The sequence below is a fragment of the Agrococcus casei LMG 22410 genome (assembly GCF_900163565.1).
In the GTDB taxonomy this organism is placed as follows: domain Bacteria; phylum Actinomycetota; class Actinomycetes; order Actinomycetales; family Microbacteriaceae; genus Agrococcus; species Agrococcus casei.
This window is the reverse complement of the sequence record NZ_FUHU01000016.1, coordinates 1-20,540: the sequence shown is the minus strand read 5'-3', so window position 1 is coordinate 20,540 and position 20,540 is coordinate 1. Positions and strand designations below refer to the sequence as shown.

Below are 20,540 nucleotides of genomic sequence, written 5' to 3'. Positions count from 1 at the left end.
GAGTCTCTGTCGTGCCTTCCTGGTAACGACTGTCTACAAGAAGTGTCACACCCCAGCACTCGTGCCGCAGCGCGACTTCCCTCGCATTGCGCGGGCCTACCTTGCGGGTGCGCTGCAGATCGACAGCCTCATCACCAGGCGCATCGCACTCGACGACGTCAACCACGCCTTCGACGCGATGCGCAGGGGAGAGGGAACCCGCAGCATCATCGTCTTCTAAGCAGTGAGGTCGCGCAGTGCTCTGATGTGACTGCGGAATGCGCGTATCCCGCTTGGCGTCAGCTGCACCCAGACACGACTGCGGCCCATGCTCGCGGCACGGCGCTGCGTAACGAACCCGGCGGTCGTGAGTGCCGAGAGCTGCTTGCTGAGCGCTGAGTCACTCACATCGAGCAAGTCTCGTAGCACCGCGAACTCCTCTTCGGTCACCGGCTCGAGTAGGGCGCAGATGCGGAGCCGCTGAATCGGATGGATGACCGGATTCAGCTGTGCCGCAGCCTCGGAGTCAGAAGTCAATGCTGCTCTTCTCCTTTGCCCACCAGCGCTCCATGCTTGGACCGGCGATGACGACCAGCGCAAACAGCAGCAGGGCTCCGAGTGCAGGAATCCACCAGTGGCCGTGCTCGACGTAGAGCGCGTTGCTGAATCCACTCACCGCGCCGATCGTGACAACGATGGCGAGAAGCGGAAGCAGCATGCGCCCGCGAAGCTGCATCCGATAGCCGGCAAGCGGCTGTCGCCATGCGAAGATCAGCGCAATCACCAGGATGAGCGCTGGAGGAGCGATGAGTTGTAGCCAGCCTGGCCATTCTCGGGTCAGGGGGATAAGGGCAAAGACCGCGACGCAGCAAGCGAGCATGATCCAGTAGCGAAGTGGCTTCCGCAGCCGCTGCACGTTCTGCTCGCGCGTCTGCTCGAGCGCCTTCAGAGACTCGGCGGGACCCAGGCTGTCACTTTCCATAGTGGAAAACATAGCGCATGTTTTCCACTATGGAAAGACACTGCGCGTCAGCGCGACAGCTTCGACGGCCACCAGATCTTCTTGCCGATGTCGTAGCTGAGCGCCGGCACGAGCAGTGCGCGCACCAGGAACGTGTCCAGCAGCACGCCGAAGGCGACGATGAACGCGATCTGCACCAGAAACAGGATCGGGATCACCGACAGCGCTGCAAATGTCGCCGCGAGCACCATGCCCGCCGAGGTGATGACGCCCCCTGTGACGCCGAGACCACGCAGGATGCCCTCACGTGTGCCGTGCTTGACCGACTCCTCCCGCACGCGCGTCATCAGGAAGATGTTGTAGTCGATGCCGAGCGCCACCAAGAAGACGAAGCCGTAGAGCGGCACCGCAGGGTCTGCTCCCGGAAACTCGAACACGTGGTTGAACACGATGGCCGAGACGCCCATCGCCGTGCCGAACGACACGACGGTCGTCAGCACCAGCAGCACCGGTGCCAGCACCGATCGCAGCAGCACCATGAGAATGAGCAGGATGACTACGAGCACGATCGGGATGATCAGATTGCGGTCGTGGATCGAAGCCTCATTGGTGTCGATCGCTGTAGCAGTCGTGCCGCCGACCAGGGCGTTCAGGCCCTCAGCCTCGATCGACTCGCGCATCTGCAGCACGGTTTCTGTGGCTGCGTTCGAGTCGGCTGCATCGGAGAGCGTCGCCTGCAGCATGACCTTGCCGTCGACTGCTGTCGGCTCAGGCGCGGGTGTGCCCGGAGGGCCGATCGCGCCGATGCCGTCTTCAGTCACAGGAGCTGTTCCCGATGGCGAGTCATCGGCGACCACACTGAGACTGTCGACGCCTTCGATGGCGAGCAGGGCATCCGCAGTCTCGTCGAACTGGCCCTCGTCTGTCACGACGTTCGCAGGGCTGCCCGAACCTCCGGGGAAGTGTTCGCCGAGTTCCGCCTGGCCGTCCCGGGCGTCGGATGCGCCGAGCACGAGTGCAGACTGTGCGACTCCCTGCGCGTTCAACTGCAGGGCGCCGACTGCTCCGAGGAGCAGCAGCGCTGTTGTCGCCAGCCAGATGACTCGCGGCCGACGCTTGATGATTCGCGCGAGCCAGGCCCAGACGCCCTTCGACGGCATGCCGTGCTCTGCTTCGACTGCAGCCGGGTCGAACTTGGGCCGGCGCGGCCAGAACGCAGCTCGGCCGAACGCGTAGAGGATTGCCGGCAGCAGCGTGAGCGCTGCGGCCATGGCGAACAGGATGCCGATGGATGCGACCGGCCCCAGGCTGCTGTTCGACTTGAGATCGCTCAGCATGAGGCACAGGAGGCCGGCGATCACCGTTCCGCCAGAGGCGAGGATCGGTTCGATTGACCCCCGTAGGGCGCTCATGGTCGCCTGGCCCCGGCTCTCGGTGATGCGCAGCTGCTCTCGATATCTCGCGACGTAGAGCAGGGCGTAGTCGGTTGCCGCACCGATGACGAGGATGAACAGGATGCCCTGCGTCTGGCCGCTGAACAGCAGGCTCTCGGCCTTCGCGAGCCACCACACCGTGAGCAGCGCGACCGTGAGCGCCGAGAGGCTCGTCGCGAGCACAGCAACAGGCAGCAGCAGGGATCTGTAGACGATGATCAGGATGATGAGCACAGCACCAAGTGCCACGGCGAGGAGGATTCCGTCGATGCCTGCGAACCCGGCAGCGAGGTCGGCGGTGAAGCCCGCCGGCCCAGTCACGTACGCGGTCACACCGGCAGGCGCGGTTGCGTTGAGGGCGACTTTGATCTCGTCGAGCACGTCACCGGTGTCGGCATCGGTGCTGATGGGCACGAAGGCCTGAGCAGCGAGCCCGTCTTCGGAAGGGATCAGGGGTGAAAGCTCATCAGTGACACCTTCGATCTCGGGGAGGTCAGCGACGGTCGCTTCAAGATCGGCGAGAGTCTCGTCGCTGAGCTCATCGTCACTGGCGAAGACCACGACCGCTGGAATCGAGTCAGACCCGAGGAAATCGTCGAGCAGTCCCTGCACCTGTGTGGCGTCGGCCGATTCCGGCAGGTAGCTGGTCTGGTCGTTGGTCGAGACCTCGCTGACCTTGCCGAAGTATGGCCCTCCGATGGAAGCGCCGACCAGCCAAGCGATGATCAGCACAGCCGGGATGAGCACGCGAAGCGCTTTGGGCAGGGGACTCTTCATGCGGTGCCTCCAAAAGTAATTGCCGCTAGCATAATAAGCTTCAAAGGTTACTATGTCCAAAGGTGCTAGTATCTTCAGCGTGTCACACCGCGAAGCAGCATCCGAAGGCGATCCAATCAGCTCGCGGATCTACTACGTCGACTCGTCGGATCCGAGAGGCGAGCTTGTGGATCGCGCGCAAATCTCTGATGCCGACATGCAGCAGATCGGTCGCCTCATGACCGCGCTGGGCAGGCTGCGAGACGCCGAGCGCACGCTGCTCGAAGCCTCGCAGGCCTACATGAAGCTCAGCGAGCAGGACATGCGGGCGCTGCACTACCTGATCGTCGCCCAGAACGAATCGGCGATCGCCACTCCTGGTGCAATCGCCCAACACCTGGAGATCTCGGCGGCCTCGACGACGAAGTTGCTCAATCGGCTCGAACGCGGAGGCCACATTGTGCGCGAAGTGCATCCCGCTGACCGTCGGGCCTTCGCCATCAGAGTCACCCCTGAGACGCGCGACGCCGCGATGTCAACCATGGGACGCCAGCAGGCAAAGCGAATACACTCGGCGGCAAGGCTGACTGCAGATGAACGCGAGACGGTCACAAGATTCCTCGATGACATGGCTCGCGAGATATCGGTGTCAGCCGAAGACTGGGCTCAACAGGCGCAATAGAGCTTGCGCGACGGCTAGGAGGCTGGCATGACCGCGATCAAGGATCTGACTGACGGACGCGAACTCGTGATGGTGTCGAACCGGCTGCCGGTTGACAGGGTGACCGAACCTGACGGCACGAAGTCGTGGAAGACCTCGCCCGGCGGACTCGTCACAGCCGTCGAGCCCATCGTCGAAGAGCTCGGCTGTGTATGGGTCGGATGGGCGGGCAGTGCCGACGAGCAGATCGACGCGTTCGATGAGGATGCGATGCGGCTGGTGCCGGTCGAGCTCAGTGAAGAAGAGATCGCCGAGTACTACGAGGGCTTCTCGAACGCCACGCTGTGGCCGCTGTATCACGACGTCGTCGCACGGCCCGAGTTTCACCGCGAGTGGTGGGAACGCTACAAGGCCGTCAATGCGCGCTTCGCGGCACGGGTGGCTGATGAGGCGCCGGAGGGGGCAGTCGTCTGGGTGCACGACTATCAGCTGCAGCTGGTGCCTAAGATGCTGCGCGAGCTGCGACCAGATGTCACGATCGCATTCTTCCTGCACATACCCTTTCCGCCCACCCAGCTTTTCGCGCAGATGCCATGGCGCCGCCGCCTCATCGAAGGACTCCTCGGCGCTGATGTCATCGGCTTTCAGCAGGTCGGCGACGCAGTCAACTTCAGGCACGCCGCAGAACGCTACGCTCGGGTGCACTCATTGGGCAACACGATCATGGTGCCAGCTGACGACGGAACGCCAACGCGCTCGGTCGTGGCGCAGGAGTTCCCGATCTCGATCGATGCCAACGCTTTTTCGCAACTGGCGAAGCGCGATGACGTCAAGTCCCGGGCCGGAGAGATCCGGGCAGAGATCGGAACCGGTCGTCGTTTGATGCTCGGAGTCGATCGGCTCGACTACACAAAGGGCATCCCTCACCGCCTGAAGGCGTATGGCGAGCTGCTCGCTGACGGCGATGTCGACAGCGATGAGGTCGTGCTCGTGCAGGTCGCCAGTCCGAGCCGCGAGCGCGTGGAGGCTTATCAGCAGCTGCGCGATGAAGTCGAGGGCACGGTCGGTCGAATCAACGGTGCGTTCGGATCGATCAAGAACGCACCCGTCGTGTACCTGCACCAGTCGTTCGACAGGCGCGAGATGGCTGCGTTGTACGTGGCGGCGGATGCGCTGGTAGTCACACCGCTTCGCGATGGCATGAATCTGGTCGCCAAGGAGTACGTGGCCTGTCGCAATGACGAGCAGGGGGTGCTGGTGCTGAGCGAGTTCGCCGGAGCTGCCGACGAGCTGAGCGACGCACTGCTGGTCAACCCCCACGACATTGACGGGCTGAAGGCCGGACTCCTGAGGGCACTGCACATGCCACTCGACGAGCAGCAGCGGCGGATGCGCGCACTGCGGGAGCGAGTCTTCGACTCAGACGTCTCTCGGTGGGTGCAGGGGTTCCTCGGGGCAGTCTCAGCGGCCGCTGATCAGCGCACGCAGGACGAGAGAGCTGACGCTGAAGCTCCCGAGCTGTCACCCCACACCTTTCTTTCTTCGCAGATGCAAGATCGCCTGCGCAGACTCGCGACGGCACCCACCCTGATTGTTGCGACCGACTTCGACGGAACGCTGTCGCCGCTGGTCGAGAATCCGTCGAAGGCCCGCATCCTTCCCCGTGCTCAGCGTGCGCTCGACGTGCTGGCAGCCTCACCCGGTGTGCACGTCGCTGTGCTCTCTGGGCGGTCGCTCGCGAGTCTCGCTGAGACAGGGCTTCGCAGTGACGGCTGGGCGGTGTCGGGTTCGCACGGCGCCGAGATCACGGGGCTCGGCGCCGACCACGGCGGCGGTGCGCTCACAGACGACGAGCAGGGGAGGCTGGATGCGCTGGCCCGTCGAATCGAGCGCGTGCTCGGCGGCGAGCAGGGCATGAGGATCGAGCGCAAGCCCTTCGGCATCGCTGTGCATGCCCGTGAGGTAGCCGACACACGTGCGGCCGACGAGCTGCTGGCTGCCGCAGAAGAGCTGGGCCTCGCAGCCGGGTTCGAGCCGCGCAAAGGCAAGATGGTGCGCGAATTCTCAGCTCGCAAAGTCAACAAGGGGCAAGCGCTCGAGCACATCCGCCAGCAGCTGCCTGCGTCACCGGTGATCTTCCTCGGCGACGACGTGACAGACGAGGATGCGTTCGCTGTGCTGGGGTCGCAGGACCTCGCGATCAAAGTCGGCGAGGGCCAGTCTCGCGCCAATGAGCGAGTGGCAGACCCGGAGGCGGCGACCGCTGTCCTGGCGTGGCTTGCGCAGATGCGCACGGGAGTCGTGGTCGGCTCGAGTTAGCCGCGGGGACGGATGCGCTGCGTGAGCACGCCCTGCGCCCAGCGGTCCATGCGCGAGTACGCCTCTGTGCGTGCTTCACGCCGAGACAGGAAGATGTCGTGCAGGGCTCCGTCGATCCGCTCGATCGTCACTGACGCGCCGAGCTTGAGTGCAGCCCTCGCGACTCGGTCGACGTTCAGCACGGAGTCGACGCGAGTGAGCTCTTCTGACCATCTGACGGGAGCGATCGATCGCGCCGAGAGCAGCGCGCAGACCGGAGCATCGATCGCGAGACCCTCTTCGACTTTCGCGTGGCCGGCCAGGATCGCGTTCAGCCAGGCGACGTGCACCGTGGCGCTCGGGTTTGGCCGCCACTGCTCGTCGTATTCATACGGGTCTTCTTCGTCATAGACCTCCTGCTGCGCACGCGCATAGAAGCCGAGATCGATGTTGGGGCCGGTCGCAAGGGGGTCGAGCTTCGTGCCGAGCTCGGTCAGGGGAGCGATCGCATGACGGGTGCGTCGTCCGAACTGCAGCTCGAGCCATGGGCTGTTGAGCATGATCGCTGTGGCCCGGCCCGGGTTTCTGTCAGCCCAGAGGCTCAACACCAGGCCGCCCGTCGAATGACCGAACAGCACCAGCCGCCTGGGATCATCGGCCTCTTCCTTCATGATGTCGAGGGCCGCACCGATCTCCTCGTCGTATGCCGCGAGGTCAGCAACATGCCCGAGCACCTGTCCCTTGCGAAGGCTACGGCCATATCGGCGCAGGTCGAGCGCGTAGAATCTGGCACCTCTACTCGCCCAGTACTCCGCGAGACGGCGCTGAAAGAAGTAATCCGACCATCCGTGCACGTACAGCACGTCGACGTCTTCGAACATGCGCCGCTTCTGAAACAGTCTGCGACGCCTGGGCAGGTGGCGGATGAGTGTGGCGACCGGTGCGCCATCAACGCCCTCGACTTCGGATCGCAGCGGGATCGTCTGCTGCTCGTACCCATCACCGAGGATGTCGGGCTGCCACCTCGCTTCCATGCAGCCAATCTAGCAACGCCGCTGTGCGGTGAGGGGTAGCCTTGCGATGATGACAGGCACCGGGGAGACTCCAGCAGGCAAGAGCACAGCGTTCACACCAGAACAGCGGGGGCTGCTGCCGGTGCTGCTCATTCCGGCGTTCATGAGCCTGCTGGCTGTCTCGAGTGTCAATGTCACGCTGCCGGCCCTCGACGAGTCGCTGCAGGCTGGGCCGAGCGGGCTGCAATGGGTCATCTCGGGCTACGCACTGACGTTCGGCGTGCTGCTGGTCGCAGCCGGTCGTGCTGGCGACGTGTTCGGTCGCGGCAAGCTGTTCGTCCTGGGCCTCGGCCTGTTCGGGCTCGGCTCGCTCGCCTCCGGCCTCGCTCCCGACATCCTCACGCTCAACCTCTGCCGCGTGCTCATGGGCGTCGGCTCGGGCCTACTCAGCCCCCAGATCACCGGCATCATCCAGCAGTACTACCAGGGCGTGCAACGCGGCAAGGCCTTCGGGCTCTTCGGCGGCGTCGTGGGTGTCTCTGTTGCGATCGGTCCTGTACTTGCAGGCGGGCTCATCACAGTCTTCGGCGACGAGTGGGGCTGGCGCTCGTCATTCCTCATCAACGTGCCCATTGCGGTGTTCGCCATCATCGCCGGATTCAAGACGCTGCCTGCGTCGGCATGGCACGGCATCCCGGCCTCCGACCCCACATCAACCCAGCCCATCCGACTCGATGCAGACCCGAAGAAGCCGCGCGCAGACTTCGACCCACTCGGAATGGTGATGCTGACGCTTGCGATTCTGCTCGTGATGCTGCCGTTCGTCGAGGGCGGGGCCGGGGCCTGGATCTGGTGGTCACTTGTTGCAGGCGTCGTGCTGCTGGTCGCGTGGGTGCTGTGGGAGCGGCGCTACAAGGCTCGTGGCCGTGCGCCGATGGTCGACATGGCCCTGTTCCGCACACGATCGTTCGCTTCGGGCTCGCTGCTGATCTCACTGTACTTCCTGGGCTACACGAGCGTCTGGATCCTCGTCGCCCAGTACATGCAGATCGGGCTCGGTCACAGCGCACTCGCGGCCGGCATGATCGGTCTGCCGTCGGCGCTCGCGGGTGCCGTGGTCTCGCCGATCGCAGGCAGATACGTCATGGCAATCGGCCGCAAGATGGTGCTGATCGGCCTGCTGGTCGGCATCGCTGGCCTGCTCGGCAGCGCGTTCGTCGTATTCCTGCACGAGACTGCCGGCGGCAGCGAATGGCTGCTGCTCGGCACGCTCATGCTGCTCGGCATCGGGCAGGGCCTCGTCGTCTCGCCCAACCAGACGCTCACGCTGGCGGATGTGCCGCTTGCGTACGCGGGCAGCGCCGGCGGAATCCTGCAGACCGGCCAGCGTCTCGGCACTGCGATCGGCATCGCGGTCATCACCGGCATCGCCTTCAGCGTCGTCGCGACAAGCGGTTGGGACGAAGGATTCATCTACGGTCTGTTGGTCATTGCGGCCATCGCGTTCGCGGCCACCGCAGTGGCAGTGGCCGACCTGCTGCTCAGTCGACGCTCACGGCGTCGGTAGCGACGTCTGATCATAGACTCGCAAGCCTGACGCTGCCACCCTCTGGTCTTGCAGCTCCGGTCGCGGGAGGCTGAGCACAAGGTAAGAAGGAGGCGACATGAACTCGCTCGCGAGGTGGTTCACTGCCACGCTCGTTGCGGTTGCAGCGATCACGTTCCTTGCTGGGTGCGGGATGCGCATCCCATCTGACCCGGGAGGCACACTGACCGAAGTCACCGGTGGCACGCTGCGAGTCGGCGTCTCGCACACGCCCGGGCTCATCGAAGCGACCGGTGATGGCATAGAAGGACCCCTTGTCGCCACGGTCGAGAGCTTCGCCGAAGAGCACGACGCTACCGTCGAGTGGACGGTGCAGAGCGAGGAACAGCTCGTCGGTCTGCTGCAGCAGGACGAGATCGACCTGGCCGTAGGCGGATTCACAGAGGAGTCGCCATGGACAGGCATGGTCGGGATGAGCCGGAGCTATTCGCTGCCGGGCACGCCGCCAGAGACGAAGTGCGTGATGCTCGTGCAGCTGGGCGAGAACGAGTTTCTGACGGCACTCGAGACATTCCTGGACGACGAGGTGAAGTCATGACCACCGCGGGCTCCAAGCAGGAGAAGCACGAGTACCTGCCCGATGAGCAGAAGCAGGCGCTGCGCAAAGCCGTGCGCTGGCAGCTGTTCACCATCGGCTACACGATCTGCACGATTGCTGTCGTGGCCCTTGTGATGGGCAACTCCCAGGCGATGAAGACGGCCTGGGTCGAAGACATGCTGTCGCTCCTGCCGCAGCTCGCCTTCCTCGTCTCGATCCTGGTGGTGCGCCGCAAACCGACCCGTCGCCATCCGTACGGATGGCACCGTGCCGTAGGGGTCGGTCACCTCATCGCGGGTGTCGCGTTGCTGGCGGTGGGCGGAATGCTCGGATTCGAAGCGGTCTCCGGCCTCGTCAAGGTCGAGAAGGCGACGATCGGCACACTCGACCTCTTCGGGCACACCGTCTGGCTCGGGTGGCTCGCGATCGCGGTCATGGTGCTGATCATCATCGGGCCTCTCATCTACGGCCCGGCAAAACTGAAGCTCGCTCCCAAGCTGCACAACAAGATCCTGTTCGCCGATGCCGACATGGCGCAGGCCGACTGGCACACCAACGCGGCGTCGATCGTGGGTGTGCTCGGCATCGGCCTCGGACTCTGGTGGCTCGACGGCGCCGCAGCGACGTTCATCGCACTCGGCATCATGTCTGACGGCGTGCGAAACGCGATGGCAGCGCTTGCCGACCTCATGGACCAGCGAGCTCGCACGGTCGACGGCAAGAAGCCGCATCCGCTTGCCGGCGAGATTGTCGAGTGTGCGCGTTCAGCAGACTGGGTCGCGGATGCCGCAGTGCGTGTTCGCGATGAGGGCCAGGTACTGCATGCCGAGGTGTTCGTGAAGCCGAAGAGCGATGAAGTGACACTTGAACAGGTCGGAGATCTGGTCGACGAGATCATCGAGATCGATTGGAAGGTGCACGATGTCGTAGTCGTGCCGACAGGGGATCTGCCAGACATCGCCGATGACGGACGACGCGGAGGCTGACCACGTCGGGCACTACCCCGGGGTGCGTGTTGAAGTCAAGGCCATGCGTGGCGACACGAGACTGCCTAGGCTCGGGACTGAGCAGAGCGCTCACACCCTTCGCCGGGTGCAGCAAGAGGAGGCCAAGATGGCACAGTTCTCTGACCGCAACGAAGAGATCGACGAGGAGCAGGAGCTCGTGACCGACGATCACCGAAGCGCTCCTGCAGAGCGGCCTGCCGTCGAGCCCGAGGCTCCTGACGAGGAGCTGCCGCTCGAAGAGTCTCGAGCCCTGCAGGACAGCGACCAGGTCGGTGTGACTGCGACTCCTGAGGAGCGTCGTCCTGACCTGTTCGATGACCACGGACGCATCAGTCCTGAAGAGGACACCGCTTGAGATCACAGGACGTGGCGTCCGGCGTGCGCACCTTCGGCATCGAGGAGGAGTATCTCCTGCTCGATGCTGAGGACGGCATGCCGGTCGACCTGGCTGCAGCGCTCATCCGCACACTGCCATGGCAGCAGGAGCGAGCAGATCGTGAGTTCTTCGACAGTCAGCTCGAGACGTCGACCCACGTCTGCCACACCGCTGCCGAGGCCCTGTCGAGTCTGCAGTCGTTTCGCAGTGAAGCGGCTGGGGCGGCTGCAGAGCACGGGGCTGTGGTCGCCGGAACCGCTCTTCCGCCTGTGGGAGGCGATCAGGTCGGCACGATCACTCCCAAGCTGCGGTACCGAATCCTGCAGGCTGAGATGCGAGAGGCAGGCGCCTACCACTACGCCAGCGGCATGCATGTGCACGTAGGCGTCCCCTCGCCCGATGTCGGCGTCGAAGTGCTGGCGAGGCTGGCTCCGTGGGCGCCTGTTCTGCTCGCGATGAGTGCGAACTCGCCCATCTGGAACGGTCAGCCGACTGGTTTCGCGAGCTGGCGACATCTGATGGGTCAGCACTGGCCCATTGCCGGATACCCCCCCGGAGTTCGCCAGCGCAGATGAGTACCAGCACACGATCGACCAGCTGGTGGGCAGCGGAGTGCTCATGGACAAGGGCGTCGTGACGTGGGTCGCGAGGTTGTCTGAGCGATACCCGACCGTTGAGCTGCGCATCGCTGACGTGCAGCTTGAAGCAGAGGATGCCGTCGCATTTGCGGTATTCGTCAGGGCGATCGTCGATCAGTGCCTCGTCGATGTCGAGCAGGGGGTGTCGCGTCCGAATCTGACGCCTGGCTTGGTGAACGGTGCGATCTGGATTGCCGCGCGATACGGGCTGAGTGATCAGCTTGTCGATCCGCTGCTGGCCGAGCGCCTGCCGGCGTTCGATGCTGTGGCGCGCGCTGTCGACTATGCCGCGAGGTCGCTCGAGCAATCGGGCGACCGCGCCAGAGTGGACGAGTGGATTGACCGGATGCGCACAGGCGGCACACCAGCGCAGCGGCAGGTCGCACAGTTTGACGCCGGCGGCATCACAGCTCTGCTCGCCCTCTATCGAGACGGAACACAGAAAGCGGACGGCGGCGATGGCGAAGCATCTGCCGATTACGCGTGAACCTGCCGACGACGGCTTTATCTACCGCCGAAGAGGCAGACGCGTCACCGCGGCAGACGAGCTTGACCGGCTTGAATCGCTTGCAGTGCCCCGGCCTGGACTGACGTCGAGATCGCTGCTTCCTCGAGAGCCAAGGTGCTGGCGAGAGGCATCGATGATGCAGGGCGGGCACAGAGCATCTACGGCTCCGCATGGCGTCGACGACGCGACCGTGAGAAGTTCGACCGCACGCTCGAATTTGCTCGACTCCTGCCCAAACTGCGCTCCCGAGTCGATCGAGACCTCCGACGGACCAAGGTCAGCAGCGATCGTGTCATCGCGTGCATCCTTCGACTGATCGACCTCGAGCTCTTTCGCGTCGGCAGCGCCGTGTACGCGAAAGAGCATGACAGCTTCGGCGTCACGACGCTCCGCCAACGGCATGTGCGTGTGAGCGGAGCGACCGTCCTGGTTGACTACGACGGCAAAGGCGGCCAGCGTCATCGCCGCACGGTGCGAGACAGACGCATTGCGCGCACCGTCAGCCGACGGGGATCTATTCCGATTCCTTGATGCGAGGGAGGAGCGCACAGCGTCGGCAGTCGGCGTGTGAACAACTACGTGCAGGACGTCATAGGGGAGCAGTTCTCGGTCAAGGACTTCCGCACGTGGGGCGCGACTGTCGACGCGGCGTCAGGAATCCTGGCGATTGAGTCTGAGGCCTCGGGTGCGGAGGCCGACGACGCTGTCAGGGGAGTCGTCGCTGCGGTTGCGGAGCGCCTCGGCAATACGCCAGCCGTGGCGCGGTGCTCATACATCGATCCGCGCGTCCTCGACGCCGAAGGCAGTGCCGACGCCTACGCCGAAGTGCGGCGTCGCCGCAGCAGAATGCGGGAGCGGCGCAACCAGAGTGTTGAAGAGCAGTGCGCCATCGCACTTCTGGAGCGGATGGCGCACTGACGATCGCGTGCTGTCGTCAGTCATCTCGACCTCCTCTGTTCAGTGCCGCCGCTGCGGCTCCCAACCAGACTCTGTGAAGCAAACAGTGCGCACAAGTGCCTTGCCAGCGAATGGGCCCGTGGCCTAACCTCGGCGGCCGCACCCGGCGAGGATAGTCGCAGAATCCTGGCGTGTCCAGGGGGTCGTGCCCAGGCAGAAGTGTTCCTAGTCTCGAGGCACAGCAATCGGAAGGAGCAACCGACATGAGCGACGAACCGAACCAGCTGAAAGACCCTGAGATGTACGAGAGCCTGCGCGACGACGGAGCGTCGAAGGAGAAGGCCGCCCGCATTTCGAATGCCGCCGCCCGTGAGGGGCGAGACGAGGTGGGTCGCCGTGGAGGCGAGGCCGAAGACTACGACGAGCGCACTGTGGAAGAGCTGCAGGATCGCGCCAAGGAGCTCGGCATCACCGGCTACTCAGACATGAAGAAGGACGAGCTGATCCGCGAACTGCGCGATCACTGACCCAGGCAGCTGAGAGGAGCATCCGATGACCCCGAACACTGACCCTCGAACCAAGTACACGCAGCCGCCGATGCCTGAACAGCATCAGGATCCGCAGCCCGGTGACACGGCGCGGATGACTCCGGCACCCGATCACGGCGAGGAGACCTATCGAGGCAGCGGCCGGCTGTCGGGTCAGCGGGCGCTCATCACGGGCGGTGATTCGGGCATCGGTCGCGCTGTGGCAATCGCATATGCACGCGAGGGAGCCGATGTCGCGATCTCGTACCTTGCCGAAGAGCAGGAGGACGCAGCTGCGACGAAGAGCCTCGTTGAAGAAGCAGGCCGCACCTGTGCGACACTGCCCGGTGACCTTCGCAACGAGCAGGACTGCATCGATGCGGTCGAGAAGACTGTTGCTGAACTCGGCGGCCTCGACGTGCTGGTGCTCAACGCGGGCACGCAGAGTGAACGGGCACCCGACGCACAGATCGACCGTGACGAGGTTCTGAACGTGTTCACGACCAATCTGGTGGCACCCATGGTGCTCATGCGAGAGGCGGCACCTCATCTGGAGCCGGGATCGAACGTGATCGTCACCGCATCGATCCAGTCGTTCAACCCCTCACCGGATCTTCTCGACTACGCCATGACGAAAGCGGCGCTCGTGGCATTCACGAAGGCGCTCGCTGAACAACAGGGCAAGCGCGGAGTGAGGGTCAACGCCGTTGCACCGGGTCCGATCTGGACTCCCCTGATTCCAGCCACAGGCTGGGACGAGAAGGTCGTGCACTTCGGCGAGGACACACCGCTCGGTCGCCCGGGGCAGCCCGCCGAACTCGCCGGCGCCTACGTCTACCTCGCCTCTGAAGAGGCCTCGTACGTCTCTGGCGCAGTCGTGCCCGTCACAGGCGGCAAGCCCCTATGAACTCCTGCGGGTCGCCTTTCCCTTGCGCGGTGCATCGGCGATCCGCAGGCCGACTCGTGTTCCGGCCTGTGCGCGCATCTCGTCAAGCCACTCCTGGTCGAGCTCGGGCGTCGTCCGGTCGTCGAACTCGAAGACCACGTCGGTCGACGGATGCAGCCAGACGCTTCGCTGCTGACCGTCGCTGATCCAGGTCAGGCCGAACGACTCCTGGTGGTTGAATTTGCTGAAGACAATCGACCGAAGGTGCGCGAGCACGAGGTCGTCGAACTCGTAGGCTGGCGAGCTGCCGTAGTAGAGGCGTCCCATAACCGTCAGCGAGACGCGGCGTGCGCCTCTGCCTCCTTCTCGGAGACGATGACAAGCCCACGTGTGCTGTTCGACATGTCGTGCAGCACCTGCACCCAGGTCTCATTCAATGCGGGTGCTCGGCTGCCAGAGAACCTGAAGCCGAGGGGGATGCTCGGAGTCATCCACAGCGAGATTCGGCCGCTGCCACGCTCGGGCGGCATCACCCAGCTGAGCAGAAAGCTCTCCTGCTTGCGCAGCTTGGCCGTGATGGCGACTTTCGCATGGGCGAGAGTGCGGTCGTCGAACTCATAGTCATGCGAGTCGTACAAGAGGTAGCCCATGGCGTAATCATGCCATGCAATCATGGTCGTTGGGACGCCAATTGTCCTCATCAACTCTATGGCGAATTATGAGGCGAAGACATGACTGAACGACTGCGCTGGGCGATTGTCGGAGCAAGCTGGATCGCGGGCGACCGGGTGATCCCGGCGCTGAAGGCCACGGGTCAAGAGGTGGTCGCTCTGGTGACCTCGAGCGGTGAGCACGGAGCAGCGTACGCAGCAGAGCATGACATCGCAGAGGTGTTCACAACCCTCGACGTCATCGACGCAGACCGAATCGACGCGGTGTACATCGGCAACCTCAACGAGCAGCACCGCCCCTTCGCCGAGAAGGCGGCCGCCAAGGGCTGGCACGTGCTCGTCGAGAAGCCGATGGCTGACTCGCTCGAAGACGCTGAGGCGATCGTCATGGCCTGCAGCGCCGCCGGCGTGACGCTCGCAGTGAATCATCATCTGGTCGCTTCCGGTGCTGTGCAGAAGGTGCGCGAACTCATCGACGGGGGAGCAGTGGGTGAGCTCCGAGCCGTGCGCGTCAGCCACGCCAAGCTCCTGCCCGAGTTCCTTCGCACATGGCGTATCGGCGACGACGCTGGTGCCGGAGTGATTCCCGACCTGACCCCGCACGACGCATCCGTCGTCAATGCCCTGATCGGCTGGCGACAGCTCACGCGCGTGAACGCCTCTGGCGTTCGGCAGAGCGGATGGCCGGGCTCGTCAGTCGACGCCATGGCGGCAACGCTGGTGTTCGACGACTCGCTGCTGGTGACGCTGCACGACGCGTTCACGACGCCATTCGCCCAGACCGGAGTCGAGGTTCTGGGTGAACACGGTGCCATCTGGGCACAGGACCTCATGGATCCCGACCCCATCGCGCGCATCCGTCTGACGACAGCAGACGGTGAAGTCGAGGTGCCGTACGAAGCACGTGACGTCTACGAGGCGACCGTGGAAGCGTTCGTGGGTGCGGCGAGCGGCGAGGGTACTGCATTCGTCGACGGAACCGATGGCCTGGCAGCGGCTCGCATAGCCTTTTCGGTTGAGCAGGCGGTCACTGAGTAACGATTCAGCATCACACAAAACCCCCGATCAGAGCCATGTATCGGGCCGTGAACATGTGCATATTCCCGGTCGCTCACCTTGAATTGACTATGAGTCGTTGTTAGCCTTGCACAGTTGAGCTTTATCTCTCTGCTCTGAAAGTTCTGTGTACCTCGCGCTTGCTCCATGACTGAGCTGGCTTCGTCTGGGTTACTGGCCTCGCACTCCTTCGTGTTTTCGGCCTGTGCTTCATTCCGTCTTTTAGCGTGAGCGTGCACAGCGAGAGCCGAGTACCAGTGAACCGCATGCATGCTAGGAGTTGAAGTCGGGTATGTCACAAACTGAACCGCCAGAGCGGGCTGAGGCCGCGCCAGCGGAAGATCGGCGGCGGCCCGACGGCCCCGCGATCAAGGTCGAAAACGTCTACAAGGTCTTCGGACGCCGCGGCAAGGACGCGGTGCGACGCCTCAAAGACGGTGACTCACGCGACCAGGTCTCGTCGCTGGGAGTCGCAGCGGTAATCGACGCCGCATTCCAGGTCGAGCAGGGCGAGATCTTCGTGGTCATGGGCCTCAGCGGATCAGGCAAGTCGACGCTGATCCGCATGCTGAACGGCCTGAACGACTCGACCGACGGTCAGGTCACGGTCTTTGGCTCGAACGTTGTCGGCCAGCAGAAGACCGAGCTTCGTCGCATTCGTCGCGAGCACCTCTCGATGGTGTTCCAGCACTTCGCACTGCTGCCGCACCGCACGGTGATCGACAACGTGGCGTACGGACTCGAGATCCAGGGCGTCAGCAAGACCGAGCGCCTCGAGCGCGCAGCCCACTGGATCAACAAAGTGGGACTCGGCGGTTGGGAGAACCACTTCCCGGACGAGCTCTCGGGCGGGATGAAGCAGCGTGTCGGCCTTGCACGCGCCTTTGCCGCCGACACCGACATCCTGCTGATGGACGAAGCCTTCTCGGCACTTGACCCGCTCATTCGCCGTGAGATGCAGGAACAGCTCAAGGATCTGCAGCAGGAGCTCGGCAAGACGATCGTCTTCATCACCCATGACCTGAACGAGGCCATGTTCCTCGGCGATCGGATCGCAGTGATGCGTGACGGCAAGATCGTCCAGGTCGGAACACCGAACGACATCCTGACCGACCCGGCAAACGACTACGTCGCACAGTTCGTGCAAGACGTCGACCGTGCACGCGTGCTCTCTGCAGCCGACGTCATGGAGCGTCCCCAGGCTGTCGTTGCGGCCAACGCCGGTCCGCGCGCTGCACTTCGCACGATGCGCGACCTGCAGACCTCGGCGAGCTTCGTCACCAGTCGTGATCGTAAGCTGCTCGGAGTCGTGTTCGCCGCCGACGTGCTGCGACTCGTGCGCAAGGGAGCCGACACACTCGAAGGTGCGCTGCACCCGACACCGGCGTTCGTCGCAGAAGACCAGCTGATCGTGAACGTGCTCGAGATGGCCGTCGACAGCCCTCTGCCCGTCGCAGTAGTCGACGCAGAAGAAAGACTCGTCGGCGTCGTGCCGCGAGTCACGCTGCTGGCGGCGCTCGCCAGCACAACGCCCGAAACCGATCAGGTCGACATCATCGTGCCGCCTGATCCCGTCTCTACGGCCGACATCAACGCCGCCCTTGAGGCGACTGCAGACTCCGGGGAGGTGTCGCGATAATGGACATGGACTGGATGCGCCTTCCTATCGGCGAATGGGCCGAGGTTGTCGTCGATTGGATGACCACGTACCTCGACGGACTCTTCAGTGTGTTGCGTTCGATTTTCGACGGCATGAACGAGGGTCTCGTGTGGGTGTTCATGACGCCCCCGTTCTGGGTCATCATCCTGGCGATCGCCGTCATCTCGTTCTTTGCGAAGGGCTGGAAACTCGCAGTCGGCACCATCATCGGACTCCTGGTGATCGTCTCGGTCGACCAGTGGGAGAACGCGATGAACTCGCTCTCTCTTGTGCTGGTCGCCACGATCATCGCGCTCGTGATCGCGATCCCGCTCGGCATCCTCGCCTCGAAGAGTGATATCGCTTCTCGCATCATCCGACCAGTGCTCGACTTCATGCAGACGATGCCAGCATTCGTCTACCTGATTCCAGCCATCGTCATCTTCCGAGTCGGAGTGGTTCCCGGAATCGTTGCCACCATCATCTTTGCTATGGCACCGGCCGTCCGACTCACTGAGCTCGGCATCCGAGGCGTCGACAAGGAGGTTGTCGAAGCCGGTTACGCGTTCGGCTCGAAGTCGGGGCGCATCCTGCGTCAGATCCAGCTGCCGCTCGCGATGCCGAGCATCATGGCTGGCATCAACCAGGTCATCATGCTGGCGCTGTCGATGGTCGTCATCGCCGGTATGGCCGGCGCCGGTGGCCTCGGTCAGGATGTCTATTCGGCCGTCCAGCGCATCGACATCAAGCTCGGTGCCGAATCCGGCCTTGCGGTGGTCATCATCGCGATGATCCTCGACCGCATCACTGGCGGTTTCGGCAACCGCAAGCGGAAGGCCACCGGCCCCCGCAAGGTGGCTGCAGCTGACTCGACCGAAACAACTGCGTCGGTGCCTGCAAAGACTGCCTGACCTCAATGAACTGGCCGGGGCATCCCGGTCGTACTCCCCAACAACTACGCATGCGTGGAAGGAAAGGAACAATATGATCAAGAAGAAGAACCTCACACGGGTCCTCGGGCTCGGCCTTGCGGCCGGACTCGTGCTGACCGGATGCTCGTCAGCCGGTGGCGACGGCGACGGCGACAGCAACGGCGGCGACGAGGGCGAGAGCAAGGAAATCAGCATCGCAGTCTTCAACGGCTGGGACGAGGGCATCGCAGCCAGCGAGCTGTGGAAGGCGATCCTCGAAGAGCAGGGCTACGAAGTCGAGCTCGAGTACGCTGACCCGGCAGCCGTCTACCTCGGTCTCACCGAGGACGACTATGACGTCACCCTCGACACCTGGCTGCCGATCACGCACGCCACCTACATGGAGAAGTACGGCGACAAGCTCACCGACCTCGGTGCATGGAACGACGAGGCTGCCCTCACCTTCGCAGTGAACGAAGACGCTCCGATCGACTCGATCGCTGAGCTCGCTGAGAACGCTGACCTGTTCAACAACGAGATCATCGGCATCGAGCCGGGAGCCGGTCTGACCGAGACGACCGAAGAGGCGGTCATCCCGACGTATGGTCTGGAAGACATGGACTACACGATCTCGTCGACTCCGGCTATGCTCGCTGAGCTGCAGAGCGCAACCGACAACGGCGAGAACATCGTTGTGACGCTGTGGCGCCCGCACTGGGCGTATGACGCGTTCCCCATCAAGGACCTCGAAGACCCCGAGGGTGCACTCGGAGACGCTGAGGGCATCCACGCCGTCGGCAGCAACAACTTCGAGACCAACTTCCCCGAGGTCAACGAGTGGCTGACAAACTTCGAGATGTCGTCTGACCTGCTCTACTCACTCGAGAACGTCATGTTCAACGAGTACGACGGTGACGACTACGGTCCCATCGTTGAGCAGTGGATCTCTGACAACCAGGAGTACGTCGACGGCCTGACCGCTGGCTCGGGCGAGTAATCGTCTGAACAGCATCAGCTGAAGACAGGGGCGGGGGAGCTGAGGCTCTTCCGCCCCTTTCGCGTGCCCGGATGCGGTGGTCGGGTCAGTCGTGCAGGTGCTGTTCGTGACGAGCGTGACGGATGGGCTCGAGCTGAATCGTGCAGTGCTCGGTGTCGAAGTGCTCGCTCAGGCAGGCGTGCAGCTCGTCGAGGATCTCGTGGAAGGTGCGGCTCGACCAGGTGGACTCGTCGACGATGACGTGGGCTGAGAAGGCATTGACGCCAGAAGTGATCGTCCAGGCGTGCAAGTCATGAGCGTCCACGACGCCCGGAACCGACTTGATGTGCTCGCGTGTGGCCTCCATGTCGAAGCCCTTGGGAGAGGCCTCCAGCAACACTCGCAAGACGTCACGCAGCAGGCTGTACGCCCGCGGTGCGATGAGCACTGCGATGAGGATCGACGCGAGCTGGTCGACGATCATCCAGCCGGTGAACAGGATGATGACGCCAGCGATGATCACCGCAACCGAGCCCAGCAGATCACCCAGCACCTCTAGGTAGGCGCCGCGTACGTTGAGGCTCTCCTTCTGCGCGGACTGCAGGATGAGCAGCGAGACCAGGTTTGCGACTGCGCCGATGACCGCTGCGAGCAGCATCGGCGTCGACTGCACTTCGACTTCGGTGCCGAAGCGCTTGATCGCCTCGATGAAGATGAACACGGCGATGACGCCCAGGATGATGCCATTGGCGAGGGCTGCGAGCACTTCGACGCGCATGAGGCCGAACGTGCGCTTCGAGGTTGCGGGCAGCGTCGCCAGCACGCTCGCGACGAGAGCGATGAAGATGCCTGTCGCGTCGGTGAGCATATGCAGCGAGTCGGCCAGCAGGGCCAGTGAGTTCGAGATCAGGGCACCGACGACCTGCACTACGAAGACGCCGAGCGTGATGGCGAGCACCCAGATCAGCCGCTTGCGGTGCCTGCCGGTTGCCGTTGCAGGGCCCTCGAGGCCGTGGCTGTGGCCGGAGGAGTGGGCGGATGCGGTGCTCGGCCGGGCAGGGTGCCCCGAGCTGAACTCGGGGTCGCCGGCAGGTGCGCCGTCACTCTTGCCTGATGTCGCCATGAGCCCTCCCTGCTGCAGGATAGCAGGCTCTTCCCGGTTCGTGGTGATGGGGAGCGTCGCGTCGTTGACGTAGAACGGCT

Annotated in this window: 21 protein-coding genes and 2 pseudogenes; 16 read left to right on the top strand and 7 right to left on the bottom strand. The window is 63.8% G+C overall.

Going from position 1 to position 20,540, the window contains the following annotated elements; genetic code table 11:
• Positions 1–220: pseudogene (locus tag CZ674_RS14100) on the top strand (hypothetical protein); the annotation flags it as partial.
• Here the strand turns inward: CZ674_RS14100 and CZ674_RS02740 are convergent.
• The 3 genes from CZ674_RS02740 to CZ674_RS02730 are packed head-to-tail and all read right to left on the bottom strand — an operon-like array spanning position 217 to position 3,150.
• The gene (locus CZ674_RS02740; RefSeq protein ID WP_086991014.1) at positions 217–516 is read right to left on the bottom strand and encodes a transcriptional regulator; all 300 of its coding nucleotides are present in this window, start codon (positions 514–516) and stop codon (positions 217–219) included. The pseudogene CZ674_RS14100 and the gene CZ674_RS02740 sit on opposite strands and share 4 nt — an antisense overlap.
• Positions 506–961: a hypothetical protein gene (locus tag CZ674_RS02735; protein ID WP_086991013.1), complete on the bottom strand. Its 456-nt coding sequence runs from the start codon at positions 959–961 to the stop codon at positions 506–508. The genes CZ674_RS02740 and CZ674_RS02735 overlap by 11 nt, the downstream gene beginning before the upstream one ends.
• A 47-nt stretch (positions 962–1,008) precedes the next feature.
• A complete protein-coding gene (locus CZ674_RS02730) occupies positions 1,009–3,150 on the bottom strand; it encodes an MMPL family transporter (RefSeq protein WP_086991012.1) in 2,142 nt (713 codons plus the stop codon).
• A 79-nt stretch (positions 3,151–3,229) separates the two neighbouring features.
• On the opposite strand from CZ674_RS02730, the gene CZ674_RS02725 reads away from it, so the two are divergent.
• Both CZ674_RS02725 and CZ674_RS02720 read left to right on the top strand, forming a co-directional pair.
• Positions 3,230–3,811, top strand: coding sequence for a MarR family winged helix-turn-helix transcriptional regulator (locus tag CZ674_RS02725; RefSeq protein WP_234988394.1), 582 nt, complete (start codon positions 3,230–3,232; stop codon positions 3,809–3,811).
• A 27-nt stretch (positions 3,812–3,838) separates the two neighbouring features.
• The gene (locus tag CZ674_RS02720) at positions 3,839–6,109 is read left to right on the top strand and encodes a bifunctional alpha,alpha-trehalose-phosphate synthase (UDP-forming)/trehalose-phosphatase (RefSeq protein ID WP_086991010.1); all 2,271 of its coding nucleotides are present in this window, start codon (positions 3,839–3,841) and stop codon (positions 6,107–6,109) included.
• Here the strand turns inward: CZ674_RS02720 and CZ674_RS02715 are convergent.
• A complete protein-coding gene (locus tag CZ674_RS02715) occupies positions 6,106–7,122 on the bottom strand; it encodes an alpha/beta hydrolase (RefSeq protein WP_086991009.1) in 1,017 nt (338 codons plus the stop codon). The two genes, CZ674_RS02720 and CZ674_RS02715, sit on opposite strands and share 4 nt — an antisense overlap.
• Positions 7,123–7,171: 49 nt before the next feature.
• On the opposite strand from CZ674_RS02715, the gene CZ674_RS02710 reads away from it, so the two are divergent.
• From CZ674_RS02710 to CZ674_RS02675, 9 genes and pseudogenes are all read left to right on the top strand, one after another.
• Positions 7,172–8,668, top strand: coding sequence for an MFS transporter (locus CZ674_RS02710; protein WP_086991018.1), 1,497 nt, complete (start codon positions 7,172–7,174; stop codon positions 8,666–8,668).
• A gap of 97 nt (positions 8,669–8,765) precedes the next feature.
• Positions 8,766–9,245: a type 2 periplasmic-binding domain-containing protein gene (locus tag CZ674_RS02705; protein WP_234988393.1), complete on the top strand. Its 480-nt coding sequence runs from the start codon at positions 8,766–8,768 to the stop codon at positions 9,243–9,245.
• On the top strand, positions 9,242–10,231 hold the full coding sequence (locus tag CZ674_RS02700) for a cation diffusion facilitator family transporter (RefSeq protein WP_086991008.1): 990 nt from the start codon (positions 9,242–9,244) through the stop codon (positions 10,229–10,231). The genes CZ674_RS02705 and CZ674_RS02700 overlap by 4 nt, the downstream gene beginning before the upstream one ends.
• A gap of 127 nt (positions 10,232–10,358) precedes the next feature.
• Positions 10,359–10,607: a hypothetical protein gene (locus tag CZ674_RS13915; RefSeq protein WP_143244607.1), complete on the top strand. Its 249-nt coding sequence runs from the start codon at positions 10,359–10,361 to the stop codon at positions 10,605–10,607.
• Entirely contained in the window at positions 10,604–11,203 is a 600-nt protein-coding gene (locus tag CZ674_RS14340) for a carboxylate-amine ligase (protein ID WP_234988392.1), read from the top strand. The genes CZ674_RS13915 and CZ674_RS14340 overlap by 4 nt, the downstream gene beginning before the upstream one ends.
• Positions 11,166–11,753, top strand: coding sequence for a carboxylate-amine ligase (locus CZ674_RS14335; RefSeq protein WP_234988390.1), 588 nt, complete (start codon positions 11,166–11,168; stop codon positions 11,751–11,753). Before CZ674_RS14340 ends, CZ674_RS14335 begins: the two co-directional genes overlap by 38 nt.
• Positions 11,754–11,888: 135 nt before the next feature.
• A pseudogene (locus tag CZ674_RS02685) lies at positions 11,889–12,692 on the top strand (DNA topoisomerase IB).
• A gap of 242 nt (positions 12,693–12,934) precedes the next feature.
• Positions 12,935–13,198: a DUF7218 family protein gene (locus CZ674_RS02680; RefSeq protein ID WP_086991006.1), complete on the top strand. Its 264-nt coding sequence runs from the start codon at positions 12,935–12,937 to the stop codon at positions 13,196–13,198.
• A gap of 25 nt (positions 13,199–13,223) precedes the next feature.
• Positions 13,224–14,105 (top strand): SDR family oxidoreductase, encoded by an 882-nt coding sequence (locus tag CZ674_RS02675; protein WP_086991005.1) that lies wholly within the window; start codon positions 13,224–13,226, stop codon positions 14,103–14,105.
• Here the strand turns inward: CZ674_RS02675 and CZ674_RS02670 are convergent.
• Together CZ674_RS02670 and CZ674_RS02665 are read right to left on the bottom strand one after the other, a co-directional pair.
• Positions 14,100–14,411: a DUF7882 family protein gene (locus CZ674_RS02670; protein WP_086991004.1), complete on the bottom strand. Its 312-nt coding sequence runs from the start codon at positions 14,409–14,411 to the stop codon at positions 14,100–14,102. The genes CZ674_RS02675 and CZ674_RS02670 overlap by 6 nt on opposite strands.
• Before the next feature lie 5 nt (positions 14,412–14,416).
• Positions 14,417–14,734 (bottom strand): DUF7882 family protein, encoded by a 318-nt coding sequence (locus CZ674_RS02665; RefSeq protein WP_086991003.1) that lies wholly within the window; start codon positions 14,732–14,734, stop codon positions 14,417–14,419.
• 81 nt (positions 14,735–14,815) lie between these two features.
• On the opposite strand from CZ674_RS02665, the gene CZ674_RS02660 reads away from it, so the two are divergent.
• The 4 genes from CZ674_RS02660 (at position 14,816) to CZ674_RS02645 (ending at position 19,358) form a co-directional block, all read left to right on the top strand.
• The gene (locus CZ674_RS02660) at positions 14,816–15,793 is read left to right on the top strand and encodes a Gfo/Idh/MocA family protein (RefSeq protein ID WP_086991002.1); all 978 of its coding nucleotides are present in this window, start codon (positions 14,816–14,818) and stop codon (positions 15,791–15,793) included.
• A gap of 310 nt (positions 15,794–16,103) precedes the next feature.
• A complete protein-coding gene (locus CZ674_RS02655; RefSeq protein ID WP_086991001.1) occupies positions 16,104–17,450 on the top strand; it encodes a quaternary amine ABC transporter ATP-binding protein in 1,347 nt (448 codons plus the stop codon).
• Positions 17,451–17,455: 5 nt separating this feature from the next.
• Positions 17,456–18,361 carry an ABC transporter permease gene (locus CZ674_RS02650; RefSeq protein ID WP_086991016.1) on the top strand — a complete coding sequence of 302 codons (906 nt, stop codon included), beginning with the start codon at positions 17,456–17,458 and terminating at the stop codon, positions 18,359–18,361.
• Positions 18,362–18,434: 73 nt separating this feature from the next.
• Positions 18,435–19,358, top strand: coding sequence for a glycine betaine ABC transporter substrate-binding protein (locus CZ674_RS02645; RefSeq protein ID WP_086991000.1), 924 nt, complete (start codon positions 18,435–18,437; stop codon positions 19,356–19,358).
• Positions 19,359–19,443: 85 nt separating this feature from the next.
• On the opposite strand, the gene CZ674_RS02640 is transcribed toward CZ674_RS02645, so the two are convergent.
• Positions 19,444–20,460 (bottom strand): cation diffusion facilitator family transporter, encoded by a 1,017-nt coding sequence (locus tag CZ674_RS02640; RefSeq protein ID WP_086991015.1) that lies wholly within the window; start codon positions 20,458–20,460, stop codon positions 19,444–19,446.
• Between the last annotated feature and the right edge of the window lie 80 nt (positions 20,461–20,540).